A 13,152-nucleotide genomic window follows, 5' to 3' on the forward strand; every position below is an offset into this window, starting at 1 on the left:
TGTTTTGTAAGTTATTGATTCTCAATTATAAAATTACAAAAAACAGCGAGATTACCAACTTTTTAGGGTACTTTCTTATCCCGAACTGGCGTAGAATATGTCTTTTCCGAGACGTTCAAAAGCCTGAAAAAACATTTTCCCATCCAGCTGGAGAAGTATGCCAAGGCAGAGGTAGCAAGCTACTGGTTCACAGGTGAACCCAATCTTCTCGATGGAATGAATGGTGCGGAAGCCGCCGCAAAACTACAGGAAATAGAGCCGCTTATCACAAAATGGCTGAACGACAACCTTGCTTCCTGCGTTTTCGACTTCATCGCGCGGAACTATGACGCCATCCCCAACCCTCCCCTGCCCAGAGAAGAGTTCATCGCGCAGAAGGATTCGCTCATCAAATTCTGCATCGGCAAAGGCGAAGACGCGCTCTTGGGCACGGACAAACTCTTTGCGTCGTTCTTCCATTCCGAGGCATACGCCCCTTTCTTTGACGAAGACACTCCGCTCGGCGCGGCTTTGAGCAAGCTCGTCATGAAGCAAATAGAGCCTTTCACCCTCAAAATCCCTTACACCCTCAAAATGCCCGGAACCATTTATGGCGCCACCGGCGGTGCATACATCACCGACAACGTCATCACTTTCCATCTTACGGGTGAGCGACTCATCCCACAAGACTACACGCTTACGGCCACCTCACGTGTCACGAACGTCTGGGCCTACGTCATCACAGGGGTCATCGTGCTTCTGGCCGCCGGCAGTTATTGGTGGAAACGGAAACGTTCTTGACCCCGCATGGCTGCCATCGGCCTCTTTCGACGAACCGCGAGAGCCGCGACAACCTGATTCCCAGTCGGGAACGGCACGAAAAAAGCGGAGCAAACGCCCCGCTTGTTCTGTTGTCTGCAACTCAATCCTTAAGGAAGAGAAATTGCTTCGTTAGGACAAACATCCGCACATGTGCCACATTCCGTACACATGTCGGGGTTGATTGAATAGATGTCGCCTTCTGAAATAGCGCCGGCGGGGCACTCGTCAATACATGTACCGCAAGCAATGCAGTCTTCACCAATAACGTAAGCCATAATATAAAAGTTAAATTAATTAGTTTATAGAACAAGAACAGAGGGTGAAATACCCATTAATTATGAGCACAAAGATACACAAATAAATCAGAATACCTACTAATGGGTATTAATTTTATACATTTTTTATATAAAAACGTTGCCCCAACTGCCCGCAAGACGCCTTCGGCTACATAATAAAAGGGCCAAGCGCACGTTAGATAAGTATGAAAAGAATCATTTGCGTCATCGCCTGTTCGCTGCTCTTGGCGGGCAGAATGGCCGGACAAAGACAGACCGTACAGAATCGTCCATACGCCGACTTGCGCCAGTTCCACTTCGGAATCCAGCTGGGAACGCACGTCCAAGACCTTGAACTCACCAACGTGGGGATGCAGACAATCGTCTCCGACGACGGAGAACAGGCGCAAAGACTGATCACCACCGACCAAAACCGATGGGACCCGGGCTTCCACGTGGGGGTGTTGGGCGAATACCGGCTGACCGAGAACCTACAGTTCAGGATTGCGCCGACGCTCTTTTTCGGCAGCAGGCACATCAGGTTTCAAGACATCGGCACAGCGGAAAAGGTCGTGGAGGAGCACCGGCAAAACCTGAAAACGGTCTATATCGCGACGGCGGCAGAGCTGATCTTCGCCGGTCCGCGGTTCAACAACACGCGACCATACGTCGTCGGCGGAGTCAGTCCCATGCTGAATCTGAACGGCAAGAGCCACGACTACATCAAACTGAAACCCTACGACATCTTCGCCGAACTGGGACTTGGCGTCGACCTATATCTCCCCTATTTCAAGCTGCGGCCCGAACTCAAGTTCATGTTCGGCCTACTGGACTGCTTGGACAAAGGACACGCAGGCAAACTGAAAGACAAGAGCATGCTTCCATACGCCAACAGCATGAAGGAAGCACGCTCCCGCATCGTCGCCCTCTGCTTCTACTTCGAGTAGACAGGCGCGGACGAATCACAATTGGGCCATCAACGTTTCTCCATGTCGAGCACCATCTTGCCGACAAAGATGGCATGCTTGCCGTTCTGGTCCACCGGCACCTCCTTGCCCGACAGGTCTTTCTCGTATTCCAACTTGGTGAAAAAGGTGTGCGAGTGGCCGCCGAGCACCAAATCGATGCCCCGCGTGCCGCGAATCACTTCGTTGTCGCCGACACCCCTCACCTTCCAGCCCAGGTGGGACAGGCAGATGACGAGGTCGCAGTTCTGCTTTCTGAGCAAGTCCACCATCTTCTGCCCCACCTCGACGGGGTCCATGAACTTCACGCCATGGCACTTCGCGGTGTCCACCAGCCCTTCCATCTTTGGCGAAAGGCCGAAAACGCCGATCTTCAACCCATTGCGACGCAAGACCACATAGGGCTTCACCAGTCCTTCGACGGGCGTTCCCGTGAAGTCATAGTTGGCACACAGGATGGGAAACTTGGCCATCCGGAAGATTCGGGCCATGTTGTCGAGCCCGAAATCAAACTCGTGGTTGCCGATGACCGCCGCGTCGTAGCGCATCATGTTCATCAAACCAATCTCCACTTCGCCCTTGAACATTGTGTAATAAGGCGACCCCTGCGAGAAGTCGCCGCTATCGAAGAGCAGCAGGTCGGGCTCGGCCTTGCGCTCCCGTTCGAGCAATGCGACCCTGCGCATGTAGCCGCCGCGCCCCGCTTTCATCGTGTCGGCGAGGTTGGCATGGAGCGGGAAGATGGTACTGTGCGTGTCGTTGGTGTGCAATATCACCAGCCGTTTCTGTGCGAAGGCGTTCGCCATGAATGCGAACAGCACGAGAATAAAGAGATATTTCGCTTTCATCATCTTGATATTTGTCTGTTAGCGTTTACGGATAATCCTTCCTTCCACCTTCGCGTCGACCTGTCGGCCGGCCTTCATCTGCTCACGGAAGTAGTCCATGATGAGAAAGCGGACGTTGTTCTTGTCTTCCTTGGGCGAAACCAAGTCGGTTCCGGCCTTGAATGCGGTCATTCCGTCGTTGCCCTGGGCCAGGTAGTCCAGCGTCGCCAGCCGATAGGATGCGGCCGGGTCGACAGGTTTGCCATGCAGCTTGAGGCTCTCCAACTTCCCGTCCGGGCCGATGACCATCTCCACCCCGTGGCTGACTCCCTCACCGCCAAGGGCCGCCACCTGCCTGAACAGCTCCAGCACCTTCTCTCCGGAGAGCGTCATGAAGCATATCTTGTTTTCAAACGGCGCCACCTCAAGCACGTCGCCATAAGTCACTTTGCCCTTCGACAGCGCGGCCCTGATACCTCCCATGTTGTAGACGGAGAAGTCGGGAGTCTCATGAAAGGGGCGTCCGGCCCACACCAGGATGTCCGCCAGCAGGTTCGACAGGTTGCTTTCGGGCTGCCGCACGGCCATGTCCGTCGCGGCATAGCCCACCACCGGGCTCATCAGCGAGTCGACTTGGGGCTGATACTTCGCAATGAACTGCATGGCATCACGGTCGGGATGCGCATCATAACGGCTGTCCACGAGCAGTCGGGTGCGCTCGATGGACGACAACCTGTAATGCGATTTACAAGAACTGAATAGCGCGAGCGACAGGCTCGCACACAAAACAACGTGTTTGAAGTTCAACATGAAATCTATATTATTTACAATTAATGTTACATTCGCTCCATCATGCCGGTCAATGACTGTTTCATACGACAATAAAAAGAAACGTTCCGGCCGCGGAACCTTTCCCAATGATGCAAAATTATATAAAAATCACGACATAAGGAGTAGATGGCCGGATTTTTTTGCAGCCCGACCACTTTGCAAAAGCCCTGATTTTTGGAATGGGAAGTGAGGAATGGGAAGTGGGAAATGGGCAGTGTGGGGAATGAGTTCGGCCAGTTTATAGGAGCATAGCCATGGTGCACTGCGCACTACCGCCTTGGCGGTTGATCCTTTTAGAGGGCATGGTTGCGAGCGAAGCGAGCTACCCTGCCTGGCCAGTGACAGAGAAAGCTAGGCCGAAGGTCTTGGCCTTTTTATGTTTATGGTGGATATTGCTGGGTATAAAGGATGAGCCGTCGGAATTGTCAATTGATTTTGAAGCATGCGGAGGCACGAGCTGCAAGGGTGATAGGATGGTCATGGGAGCGGGCGGCTGCCCCTTGATGGCGGGAGCGCAGGCTCGCATGCCGGCCCCCGAGGCTTTCATGCGGGTGTTGAAGCCAGAGGCTTCACCTCTCCGTAACCCCCGGTCATGCCGCAGGATGACCGGGGGTGGTGTGCCCGCCACCCATCCGTCGACCCTGGAGGGGTCGCCCACCATCATCACGGCTGTCTTTGGGCGACCCTTACAGGGTCGATTTCCGTTTGGTCTTCTATCCCCTGGTCACTCCGCTTCGCAGAGCTGACCAGGGGTTATCGAGCGATGAAGCCGCTGGCTTCACCTCCTGCGCGGGCTGTGACAGGCATTTCTTGATATCCAATGGCTCATGGGGACATAATCATGGTGTACTGCGCACCACCGCCTTAGCGGTTGCATGCACAATGCACCATGATTATGTTACAATAAACCAAACGGGACTTATCAAACGGCCTGCTTTTGCGACGTGAAAGCTGCCCTTTGGCGTTGTAAACGGGCTGCTTTTGCAACGTAAAAGGACTGCTTTTGCGACGTGGAAAGGCTGCTGCTACAATATGGACAGGCAGCTCCTGCTTTTCTTCCACCAGCCTTTCCGCTTTCCACGTTGCACATTTCAAACTTCACACTTCACATTTCACACTTCTCACTTCACATTCCCCACTTCACATTTCACACTTCACATTCCCCATTTCTCATTCCCTTCAGTCCTTCTCGTAATCCTCCGGGAGGACTCTCATTTCCCGATACGACTGTCGGATGTCGCTTTCGTCAATGGTAAAGCTGCGGTCGGCGTCGCGCGGGTTGTCTTTTGTGGAGTGTCCCACGAGCCAGTCGTAGGTCTTCTGCATGTAGAAGAGGCGGGCCAAGGTGCCGTGCGAGGCGCCTTTCACCCAGAAATAGCGCAACAGTTTGTCGTTGCCACTCTGCTCCAGCTGGCTCACCACACGCTTCGACTGCTGTACCGAGACCGCACGATCGGCCGTTCCGTGCATGATCCACAGCGGCACCTGGCCCAAACCGCTCACGTCCTTGAGCGAGCAACCGCCGCAGAGCGCCATGGCCGCGGCCACTTTCTCGGGATAGGTACCGACAAAATCCATCGTGCCATAGCCGCCGAGACTCATCCCGAGCACGTAGACACGCGTCGTATCGACCCTGTAGTTGGCCTCAACCCACTGCAACATGTCGTTGAGTTTGGCAGGGTTCCACGCGCCGCCGGGGTTCTGTGGCGCCACCACCAGCATGGGAATGCGCTTGCCCCGCTCGATGGCGTCGAGCACGCCGTAACGCCGCACGCGGTCGAGATTGTTGCCGCAGAGGCTGGCGCCGTGCAGGAATATCATCAAGGGCAGCGGATGCGTGTCGCTCTCGTAGTCCGATGGCGTGTAGATCCAGAAGTTGTAGCCCCCATCCAGCACGTTGCGCTTCGCCTCAAAGTTGCCTTCGAAAGCGCCCACGGTCAATGCGCCGCAACACAACAGCAGCAGTATCAGCAGTTTTTTCATTGTTCAATAGATTTATACTTGCTGCAAACTTACGGAAAATAAGATGAAGATGCAACCCGGCTTTCCGCCTACTAACATCATTTAAAATAAATTGTGGGAATCCATTTTGCGGTTCATGGCTTTTAACCTATCTTTGCCCGCATGCAAGAAACCATCCGCCTTGAGCGTTTGTCCATAGGTTATGCGCACGGAAAGACACGCCATGTCGTGGCCACCGGCCTCGACGCGTCGATTCACAGCGGCCGACTCACCTGTCTCTTGGGGCGCAACGGCGTGGGCAAGTCAACCCTGCTGCGCACCTTGGCTGGCTTTCTGACGCCGCTTGACGGCCGCATCTTGCTGCTGGGGCACTCCCTTTCTTCCTACACCAGGACTGATTTCGCACGCCTGGTCAGCGTCGTTCTCACGGGCAAACCGCAGGTACAGAACATGCGGGTGGACGAACTCATCGCGCTGGGACGCTCTCCTTACACCGACTTCTGGGGGCGGTTGCGTGCCGAAGACCGACAGGCCGTGGACGAAGCGATGCGCTTGGTGGGCCTTGAAGCCTTCGCCCACCGCATGACAAGCACGCTGAGCGACGGCGAACGACAAAAGGTGATGATTGCCAAGGCCCTGGCCCAGCAGACGCCAATCATCATCCTGGACGAACCCACGGCCTTTCTCGACTTCCCGAGCAAAGTGGAGACGATGCAATTGCTTCGTCGTCTGGCTCATGAAAACGAGAAGACCATCTTCCTTTCGTCGCACGACCTGGAGCTTTCGATGCAGCTGTCCGACGAGCTTTGGCTGATGTCCGACCGCCAACTCGTCATGGGCACGCCCCGCCAACTGGCCTCCGACGGCACCCTCGCCCGCTACGTGGCCCGCCATGACGTGAGATTCAATGCCGAAGAAATGACGCTGGTGATAAAAGAATAAGGCCTTGCCCTCCTTCTACCCCTCAAGCACTTCACGGAGAGGCACCATCACGAAGTCGCGCTCGTGCATTTGGGGGTGTGGAATGGTCAAATTGGGAGCATCGACATGGACATCGTCGAAAAGGAGGATGTCTATGTCGATGATTCGGTCTTCATAAATGCCGTGCCGGCTCTTCTCCGTCCTGCCCAACAAACGCTCCACACGCTGCGTGGCCGCCAAGAGTTGGTCGGGTGACAGGGGCGTACTCACCCGCACACACATGTTGATGAACTTGTTCGGGGAATCAAAGCCCCAGGGTTCCGACTCGTAATAAGACGACGACGACACGACTTCGCCCACGTATTCATTGAGCAATGTCACGGCGTCCAGCATGTTGCGCTTCCGGTTTCCCAGGTTGGAGCCTAAGCCCAAATAAGCCGTATGCACAGTTTCAATCGTCTAAAATCAACAAAGCGTCGCCGAAACATCCGAACATGTAGCCATGTTCCACGGCCAGATGATAGGCTTCCATCACGATGTCATATCCACCGAAAGCGGCAGTTTCCATGACCAATGTCGACAAAGGATGATAGAAATTGGCGACCATATTGTTGGCCAATCCGAAGTCGTAAGGCGGAAAAATGAACTTGTTCGTCCAGCCATCATACTCCTTCAGCAGGCCGTCCGTGCCCACGGCCGTCTCCGTCGCCTTCACAACGCTCGTTCCGATGGCGCACACACGGCGTCCGGCGGCCTTGGCGGCATTGACCACGTCGCACGCTTCCTTGTCGATGACCATCTGTTCCGAGTCCATCTTGTGCTTGGTCAAGTCTTCCACCTCTATCGCGTTGAAGTTTCCCAGGCCGCAATGCAAGGTGATGTAGGCCTCGTTGATACCCAAGATCTCCATGCGCTTCATCAGTTCACGCGTGAAGTGCAGCCCCGTGGCTGGAGCGGTGACCGCTCCTTCGGTCTTGGCGTATATCGTCTGGAAGTCTGCCATGTCCTCCGCGTCGGCATGAACGGTCTCCTCCGTGTCGCGCATCGGCCTGCTGTCCAATATATAACGTGGCAGCGGCGACTCGCCCAAACTGAACAGTTCGCGCTTGAACTCATCGTGCGGGCAGTCATACAGGAAGCGAAGGGTGCGTCCACGGCTGGTCGTATTGTCGATGACTTCGGCCACCATCGTGCCCGACTCGTCGAAGAACAGCTTGTTGCCAATGCGGATTTTGCGGGCAGGCTCCACGAGAACGTCCCACAACCGCATCTCCTCGTTCAGCTCACGCAGCAGGAAGACTTCAATCTTGGCGTCCGTCTTCTCCTTCGTTCCGTACAGACGGGCCGGGAAAACCTTGGTGTCGTTGAAGATGAAGGTGTCGCCCTCTTCAAAATAATTGAGGATATCACGGAATTCGATATACTGTCCTTCCATCGGATTGCCCTTTTCGTCCTTCCGATACATGTCGATCGTCTGCGACTTGCGGTGCAGCACCATCATGCGTGCTTCGTCTCGGCGACTGATGCGGAACGTTTCCTTCTGGCCGTTCTCGTTTTCAAATTCGCGATAAATGCTATGAGGATACAGCGCAACCTGTTCTTTCGGCAGCTTAAAGTCAAATTGTGATAGCTTCATATTATATTGTTTTCTCCTTTGTTAATTGTTGTTCGTCCATCCACTGTTCGAAGTTGTCGAACGGGACGCACGTGTCTAATCCGTAATCGCCCACCCGTGTCCTGCAAAGTTCGGTCAGGTAGGCCCCGCTCCGCAAGGCTCTCCCCAGGTCTCTGGCCAACGCCCGGATATAAGTTCCTTTGCCACAGACCACCCGCAGGCGCAATCTCATCTGCCGGGCGTCGAAGTCCAACAGTTCAATTTCGTCGACATGGACCAGTTTCGGCTTCAGCTTCACCTCCTGGCCGTCACGCCGCAGCTGATAGGCACGGTCGCCCTTCACCTTCACGGCACTGTAGGTGGGCGGCACCTGTTCGATGTCGCCGATGAACCGGGGCAACGTTTCCATGACCACCTCTCGCTTAATCCCTTCCGTGGGATAAGTTTCGTTGACGGGATGCTCCATGTCGTAGCTTGGCGTTGTGGCCCCGAGCTGCATCACGGCTATATATTCCTTGGTGTGGGCCTGCAGCTTCTCAATCTGCTTGGTGGCCTTCCCGGTACACAATATCAGCACGCCGGTTGCCAAAGGGTCGAGTGTTCCGGCATGCCCTATCTTGATTTTATAGCCCAAACGATGCGAAAGAAGATAGCGCACATGGGCCAAGGCACCGAAGCTCGACATGCGGTAAGGCTTGTCGATGGCAAAGATTTCACCTGTCCTGAAGTCCATTTAGTCGACCATTACAAGTGAGTGGCCCGTGGCCAGCATGATGAGGATGACGAGTCCCACGACGATGCGGTACCAACCGAAAGCCTTGAACCCGTATTTCGTAAGGAAACCGACAAACCATTTCATGGCAAACAGGGCCACAATGAAAGCGATGAGGCAGCCCAAGAGCAGAAGTTCGATGTTCTCCGTGGTCGCCCAAGTCGCTTCTTCGCCGAACATCTCAAGCAAATCCAGCAGCGTCGCGCCGGCCATCGTGGGCACGGCCAGGAAGAACGAAAACTCCGCCGCCCGTTTGCGGGTGAGCTTTTGCTGCATACCGCCCACGATAGTGGCCATACTTCGGCTCATTCCGGGGATGACCGACAGGCATTGGAAGCAGCCAATCTTGAACGCACGCTTCCAATCCACCGTGTTCTCGTCCACGCCTTTGTTGAAGATGCGGTCGCAAAAGAGCATGAACACGCCACCCAACACCAATGTCACGGCCACCACTTCCACGCTGTCGAGCAGCCAGTCGAGCAGTCCGCTCTTCTTGGCGACCAGCCCCACGATGACGGCGGGCAGCACTCCCACCAGCAGCAGCCAATAGAACGACAGGCGGTGGCGCAGCCAATAAAAGCATTTCTTCAGTCTGTGCCACGCGTTTGCGGCAAGAGAATGCTCTGCCCGCTGCCAAAGTGCCATCTCGGCAAACTCCGGCACCGGCGTATGGTCTATGCTGAAGAAGCGTTTCCAGTAGAGACACACCACCGAAAGGATGGCGCCAAACTGGATGATGAACGTGAACGCGTGTACGAAAGGGTCACTCTGCGGCACTCCCAACAGGTTTTGGGTGATGATCATGTGGCCCGTCGAAGAAACAGGAAGAAACTCGGTCAGCCCTTCTATGATTGCGATGACGATCGTCTGTATGATGTCCATTATTCTGCTTTCGTGTCTTTGGGTTTGCGGATGACGGCATAAATCATGGAGACGAAGCCCAAGAACGTGACGACGGGCGCCACTTTGATCCGCATGGCGCTGAATATCGACGGGTCGTAAGCCTGGTCGGTCGATTCACCGCCACTCATCAATATAAAGCCGATGATGACTACGGCCATCCCGACAGCCAACAAAATGAAGTTGGTCTTGTCGAAAGCGAAGTTTCTCTTATCCATTGTTTTCTGTTTCTTTGATTTCTATGAAAGGGGCACCGAGCGTTTGCAGGCTGGAGTCATATTTTATAAAGCTCTCCGGCCTTCATTCTCAAGAACTTGTTGACCGAAATGCTGGAGCAGACGGCCGTAATGACAATTCCCGAGAGGAACACCGAGGCCGCCGTCACCGCCATCACCTCCCACGTGATGACCGTCATGGCGTCGGGTTCGTACTGCACCAGCGCGTAGACGCAGCCTGCCAAGACCACCACTGCTATCAGGGCGGCCACCAATCCCACGACGACCGCACGGCAGACGAAGGGCCGTCGTATGAACCTCCACGACGCGCCGACCAACTTCATCGTATGGATGGAGAAGCGGCGGGCGTAGATTCCAAGTCTGACGGTGTTGTTGATTAATGAGAATGACACGAAGGTGAGCAGTCCGGCGAGTATCAACAATACGATACTTATCTTCCGGAGGTTGTCATTCACGCTGTCCATCAAGTCCTGCTGATAGGTGATGTCGCCCACTTTCGGGTATTTCTTCAGTTCCTTTTCTATCCAACGTAGCGAGTCGCTGTTGGCATAATCGGCTTTTAGATTCACCTCAATGGAACCCAGAAAAGGGTTGGTGCCGATGAATTCCGTCGGGTCTGTCCCCATGGCGGCGGTCTGTTCCTTCAGTGCCTGCTGCTTGCTGACGTAATGGAGACTGCTGATGTAACGGCGCGCACGCAGGTTTCGGCACAGCTGAAGGGCTTCCGGATTGGTCATGTCGTCTTCCAACATCATGGTGACGGTCAGGTTTTCCTTCACGTAATCGGAGAGATTGCGGGCTGTCAGCACCGAGAACACGACCAATCCCAACAAAATCAGCACCATGGCGGTACTGATACAAAGAGTAACGACCTGCAATCCCTGACGGTTGCCGGTGTTCTTGCGCTTATTTCCCATTTTGCAAAAAGGCTATAATCATCCGAATCAAGTGCAAAAGTAAGCAAATTAGGCGGCATCAACAACTTGTTTAACGCATATTAACCAATTATCAAACAGCAAGTTCCATGCCCCCGAAAAAATTGATTACCTTTGCACAACACCATTCCTCACCCCGCATTGCACATTCCTCACTTCACATTTCACATTCCTCACTCCACATGAGCACCATCCTCTATCCCTCTCCCATCTTCGGCCCCGTCCACAGCCGTCGATTGGGCATTTCTCTGGGCATCAACCTCATGCCTGCCGACGGCAAGGTGTGCACGTTCGACTGCATATACTGCGAATGCGGTTTCAACAAAGACCATGTCCCCCACCTGAAGCGGCCCACCCGCGAGGCGGTGAAGCAGGCACTGGAAGCCACCCTGCTGCAGATGCGGCAGGACGGCCAACGCCCCGACGTGCTGACGTTCGCGGGCAACGGCGAGCCCACGGGCCATCCCGATTTCGACCATATCATCGCCGACACCATCGCGCTGCGCGACCGTCACTGTCCCGACGCCAAGGTCAGCGTGCTCAGCAACGCCACGTTCATCTTCAACGAGCGGGTTCGTGACGCGCTCATGAAGGTGGACAACAACATTCAGAAGCTTGATACGGTGGATATGGAGTATATCCGTAGGGTCGACCGCCCCGTGCAATCATCCTTTCAGGTGGAGCGGATCGTTGAAGGACTGAAGGCTTTCAACGGGCATGTCATCATTCAGTCGATGTTCATGAAGGGCACGACGGAAATAGACGGCAGCCCCGTCAGTGTCGACAACACCGGCGAAAGCCATGTGGCGCCGTGGCTTGAGGCCGTGAAAGCCATCCGGCCGGCTGAAGTCATGGTCTACACCATCGACCGGGAGACGCCCGACCGACTGCTGCAAAAGGCTTCGCGCGAAGAACTCGACGCCATCCGCGACCGCGTAAGGGCCGCGGGCATACGCTGCACGGCGTCCTATTGAAGTTGAGGGGTGGCGCGCTGACGGGTCGCCCGTCTTCCTAACGCCCGACTATATGCCTGCAACGGCGGATGCAGGGCCGTCATCATTTTCTTGTAAGCCATATCTTGTCACCCGTTTTGTGGTAACGGAACGGGATGGAATACATCAATGCGTTCAACACCGATTCGATGGAATCCGTCCGGCGGATGTATCCCGAGTAGGTCTGGCGGCGGTCCATGTTGCCTGCCAGGCTGATTTCCACCTGATAGAACCGCCCCAGCACATGGGCGATGTCGGCTATCGACATGTTGGCGAATGGAATCATGCCATCGTGCCACACGGCTTCCAGCGGGGCATAGACGTTTTTCACTTCCATGGTGTGGCTGCGCTTGTCGACCACGGCTTTCTGATTGGGCTGTATGATGACCTTCCCCTCGCCGTGACTGCCGGTTATTTCGAGCTTTCCTTCCAACAGACTCACTTCTTCCTGATGGTTTCCGACATTCGTCTTGAAGTCGAAAACGGTGCCCAACACCTTGGTCTGAACCCCGTCGCTGCTGACGACGAACGGCTTCTGCGGGTCTTTCGTCACGCTGAACAGGGCCTCACCATCGAGTTCCACATGGCGTTTGTCGTCGCCGAACTCCTCCGGATAGCGGAGCGTCGCCCCGCGGTTGAGCCACACCTTCGTGCTGTCGGGCAGCGTCAGGGCCAACACGCCGTGCGAAGCGGTCACGTCGACCATGCGCGGACTGCCGTAACGCAACCACAAAGCCGCCGCGCCACCCACCAACACGATGAGGGCCACAGCGGCATAGCGCATGAATTTCAAACGGCGCACCTTCCCACGGCGTTCTTCCAACCTATTGATTTCGGCGAAGAGCGAGGCCTCGACCTTGGCCGCATCGGCCATTCCGCGGTCGTAATCGCCACGCCCCTCATGATAGAGCAGCTCGGCACCGAAGAGCAAACGTTCGTTTTCCTTCGATCGGCCAAGCCAGTCGTCAAGCCGTCGCTCGTCTTCAGGCGCGCCTTTCCCTAAAACATAATCCTTTATAACCTTGAAATTCATGACTTCTTTCTTCTTTTCGTCTCCTGTCGTCAATCTTATACCTTTTTATATATATAACAACCGGAGTGATAAAACAACTTACTCGAA

The 13,152-nt window shown here is 54.9% G+C and carries 15 protein-coding genes; 4 read left to right on the forward strand and 11 right to left on the reverse strand.

All coding sequences use genetic code 11. The features are described 5' to 3' along the window. Positions 1-216: 216 nt before the first annotated feature. Positions 217-780 carry a hypothetical protein gene (locus K334_RS0104335; protein ID WP_025881475.1) on the forward strand — a complete coding sequence of 188 codons (564 nt, stop codon included), beginning with the start codon at positions 217-219 and terminating at the stop codon, positions 778-780. Positions 781-908: 128 nt separating this feature from the next. Here K334_RS0104335 and K334_RS14390 read toward each other — a convergent pair whose 3' ends face one another. Continuing rightward, entirely contained in the window at positions 909-1,076 is a 168-nt protein-coding gene (locus K334_RS14390) for a 4Fe-4S ferredoxin (RefSeq protein ID WP_081658026.1), read from the reverse strand. A 206-nt stretch (positions 1,077-1,282) separates the two neighbouring features. Here K334_RS14390 and porT point away from each other — a divergent pair, with 206 nt between their 5' ends. Then, positions 1,283-2,023, forward strand: a complete 741-nt coding sequence (porT, locus tag K334_RS0104340; protein ID WP_025881476.1) for a type IX secretion/gliding motility protein PorT/SprT — start codon at positions 1,283-1,285, stop codon at positions 2,021-2,023. A 29-nt stretch (positions 2,024-2,052) separates the two neighbouring features. Here the strand turns inward: porT and K334_RS0104345 are convergent, their stop codons facing one another. From K334_RS0104345 to K334_RS0104360, 3 genes are all read right to left on the reverse strand, one after another. Beyond that, complete coding sequence (locus K334_RS0104345; RefSeq protein WP_021589245.1) at positions 2,053-2,889, reverse strand: bifunctional metallophosphatase/5'-nucleotidase; 837 nt, start codon at positions 2,887-2,889, stop codon at positions 2,053-2,055. Between the two features lie 18 nt (positions 2,890-2,907). Then, positions 2,908-3,678, reverse strand: coding sequence for a 5'-nucleotidase C-terminal domain-containing protein (locus tag K334_RS0104350; RefSeq protein ID WP_036889961.1), 771 nt, complete (start codon positions 3,676-3,678; stop codon positions 2,908-2,910). 1,200 nt (positions 3,679-4,878) lie between these two features. Beyond that, on the reverse strand, positions 4,879-5,682 hold the full coding sequence (locus K334_RS0104360) for a carboxylesterase family protein (RefSeq protein ID WP_027444572.1): 804 nt from the start codon (positions 5,680-5,682) through the stop codon (positions 4,879-4,881). A 141-nt stretch (positions 5,683-5,823) separates the two neighbouring features. Between K334_RS0104360 and K334_RS0104365 the strand changes: the two genes are divergently transcribed. Next, complete coding sequence (locus tag K334_RS0104365; protein WP_027444573.1) at positions 5,824-6,603, forward strand: ABC transporter ATP-binding protein; 780 nt, start codon at positions 5,824-5,826, stop codon at positions 6,601-6,603. Positions 6,604-6,618: 15 nt separating this feature from the next. On the opposite strand, the gene folK is transcribed toward K334_RS0104365, so the two are convergent. From folK to K334_RS0104395, 6 genes are read right to left on the reverse strand one after another with little or no spacing between them, the layout of a single operon-like run. After that, positions 6,619-7,029 (reverse strand): 2-amino-4-hydroxy-6-hydroxymethyldihydropteridine diphosphokinase, encoded by a 411-nt coding sequence (gene folK / locus K334_RS0104370; protein ID WP_025881480.1) that lies wholly within the window; start codon positions 7,027-7,029, stop codon positions 6,619-6,621. A 4-nt stretch (positions 7,030-7,033) separates the two neighbouring features. Then, a complete protein-coding gene (gene queA / locus K334_RS0104375; RefSeq protein WP_021588873.1) occupies positions 7,034-8,218 on the reverse strand; it encodes a tRNA preQ1(34) S-adenosylmethionine ribosyltransferase-isomerase QueA in 1,185 nt (394 codons plus the stop codon). 1 nt (position 8,219) lies between these two features. Further along, on the reverse strand, positions 8,220-8,930 hold the full coding sequence (gene truB / locus K334_RS0104380; RefSeq protein ID WP_025881481.1) for a tRNA pseudouridine(55) synthase TruB: 711 nt from the start codon (positions 8,928-8,930) through the stop codon (positions 8,220-8,222). After that, entirely contained in the window at positions 8,931-9,851 is a 921-nt protein-coding gene (locus K334_RS0104385; RefSeq protein ID WP_021589169.1) for an undecaprenyl-diphosphate phosphatase, read from the reverse strand. It abuts the gene before it with no gap. Continuing rightward, entirely contained in the window at positions 9,851-10,087 is a 237-nt protein-coding gene (locus tag K334_RS0104390) for a DUF3098 domain-containing protein (RefSeq protein ID WP_021589090.1), read from the reverse strand. The genes K334_RS0104385 and K334_RS0104390 overlap by 1 nt, the downstream gene beginning before the upstream one ends. Positions 10,088-10,143: 56 nt before the next feature. Next, the gene (locus K334_RS0104395; protein WP_021589053.1) at positions 10,144-11,022 is read right to left on the reverse strand and encodes a cell division protein FtsX; all 879 of its coding nucleotides are present in this window, start codon (positions 11,020-11,022) and stop codon (positions 10,144-10,146) included. A gap of 200 nt (positions 11,023-11,222) precedes the next feature. Between K334_RS0104395 and K334_RS0104400 the strand changes: the two genes are divergently transcribed. Then, a complete protein-coding gene (locus K334_RS0104400; RefSeq protein WP_027444574.1) occupies positions 11,223-12,014 on the forward strand; it encodes a radical SAM protein in 792 nt (263 codons plus the stop codon). Between the two features lie 82 nt (positions 12,015-12,096). On the opposite strand, the gene K334_RS0104405 is transcribed toward K334_RS0104400, so the two are convergent. Beyond that, on the reverse strand, positions 12,097-13,065 hold the full coding sequence (locus K334_RS0104405) for a FecR family protein (protein WP_027444575.1): 969 nt from the start codon (positions 13,063-13,065) through the stop codon (positions 12,097-12,099). Positions 13,066-13,152 lie beyond the last annotated feature (87 nt).

It is taken from the genome of Segatella baroniae DSM 16972 = JCM 13447, assembly GCF_000426585.1.
Lineage (GTDB): Bacteria > Bacteroidota > Bacteroidia > Bacteroidales > Bacteroidaceae > Prevotella > Prevotella baroniae.

What these genes read in the sequence shown, in the direction of transcription:
- K334_RS0104335 (WP_025881475.1), top strand. Translation starts at nt 217, where the DNA reads ATGAATGGTGCGGAAGCCGCCGCAAAACTACAGGAAATAGAGCCGCTT.
- K334_RS14390 (WP_081658026.1), bottom strand. Translation starts at nt 1,076, where the DNA reads ATGGCTTACGTTATTGGTGAAGACTGCATTGCTTGCGGTACATGTATT.
- porT (WP_025881476.1), top strand. Translation starts at nt 1,283, where the DNA reads ATGAAAAGAATCATTTGCGTCATCGCCTGTTCGCTGCTCTTGGCGGGC.
- K334_RS0104345 (WP_021589245.1), bottom strand. Translation starts at nt 2,889, where the DNA reads ATGAAAGCGAAATATCTCTTTATTCTCGTGCTGTTCGCATTCATGGCG.
- K334_RS0104350 (WP_036889961.1), bottom strand. Translation starts at nt 3,678, where the DNA reads ATGTTGAACTTCAAACACGTTGTTTTGTGTGCGAGCCTGTCGCTCGCG.
- K334_RS0104360 (WP_027444572.1), bottom strand. Translation starts at nt 5,682, where the DNA reads ATGAAAAAACTGCTGATACTGCTGCTGTTGTGTTGCGGCGCATTGACC.
- K334_RS0104365 (WP_027444573.1), top strand. Translation starts at nt 5,824, where the DNA reads ATGCAAGAAACCATCCGCCTTGAGCGTTTGTCCATAGGTTATGCGCAC.
- queA (WP_021588873.1), bottom strand. Translation starts at nt 8,218, where the DNA reads ATGAAGCTATCACAATTTGACTTTAAGCTGCCGAAAGAACAGGTTGCG.
- truB (WP_025881481.1), bottom strand. Translation starts at nt 8,930, where the DNA reads ATGGACTTCAGGACAGGTGAAATCTTTGCCATCGACAAGCCTTACCGC.
- K334_RS0104385 (WP_021589169.1), bottom strand. Translation starts at nt 9,851, where the DNA reads ATGGACATCATACAGACGATCGTCATCGCAATCATAGAAGGGCTGACC.
- K334_RS0104390 (WP_021589090.1), bottom strand. Translation starts at nt 10,087, where the DNA reads ATGGATAAGAGAAACTTCGCTTTCGACAAGACCAACTTCATTTTGTTG.
- K334_RS0104395 (WP_021589053.1), bottom strand. Translation starts at nt 11,022, where the DNA reads ATGGGAAATAAGCGCAAGAACACCGGCAACCGTCAGGGATTGCAGGTC.
- K334_RS0104400 (WP_027444574.1), top strand. Translation starts at nt 11,223, where the DNA reads ATGAGCACCATCCTCTATCCCTCTCCCATCTTCGGCCCCGTCCACAGC.
- K334_RS0104405 (WP_027444575.1), bottom strand. Translation starts at nt 13,065, where the DNA reads ATGAATTTCAAGGTTATAAAGGATTATGTTTTAGGGAAAGGCGCGCCT.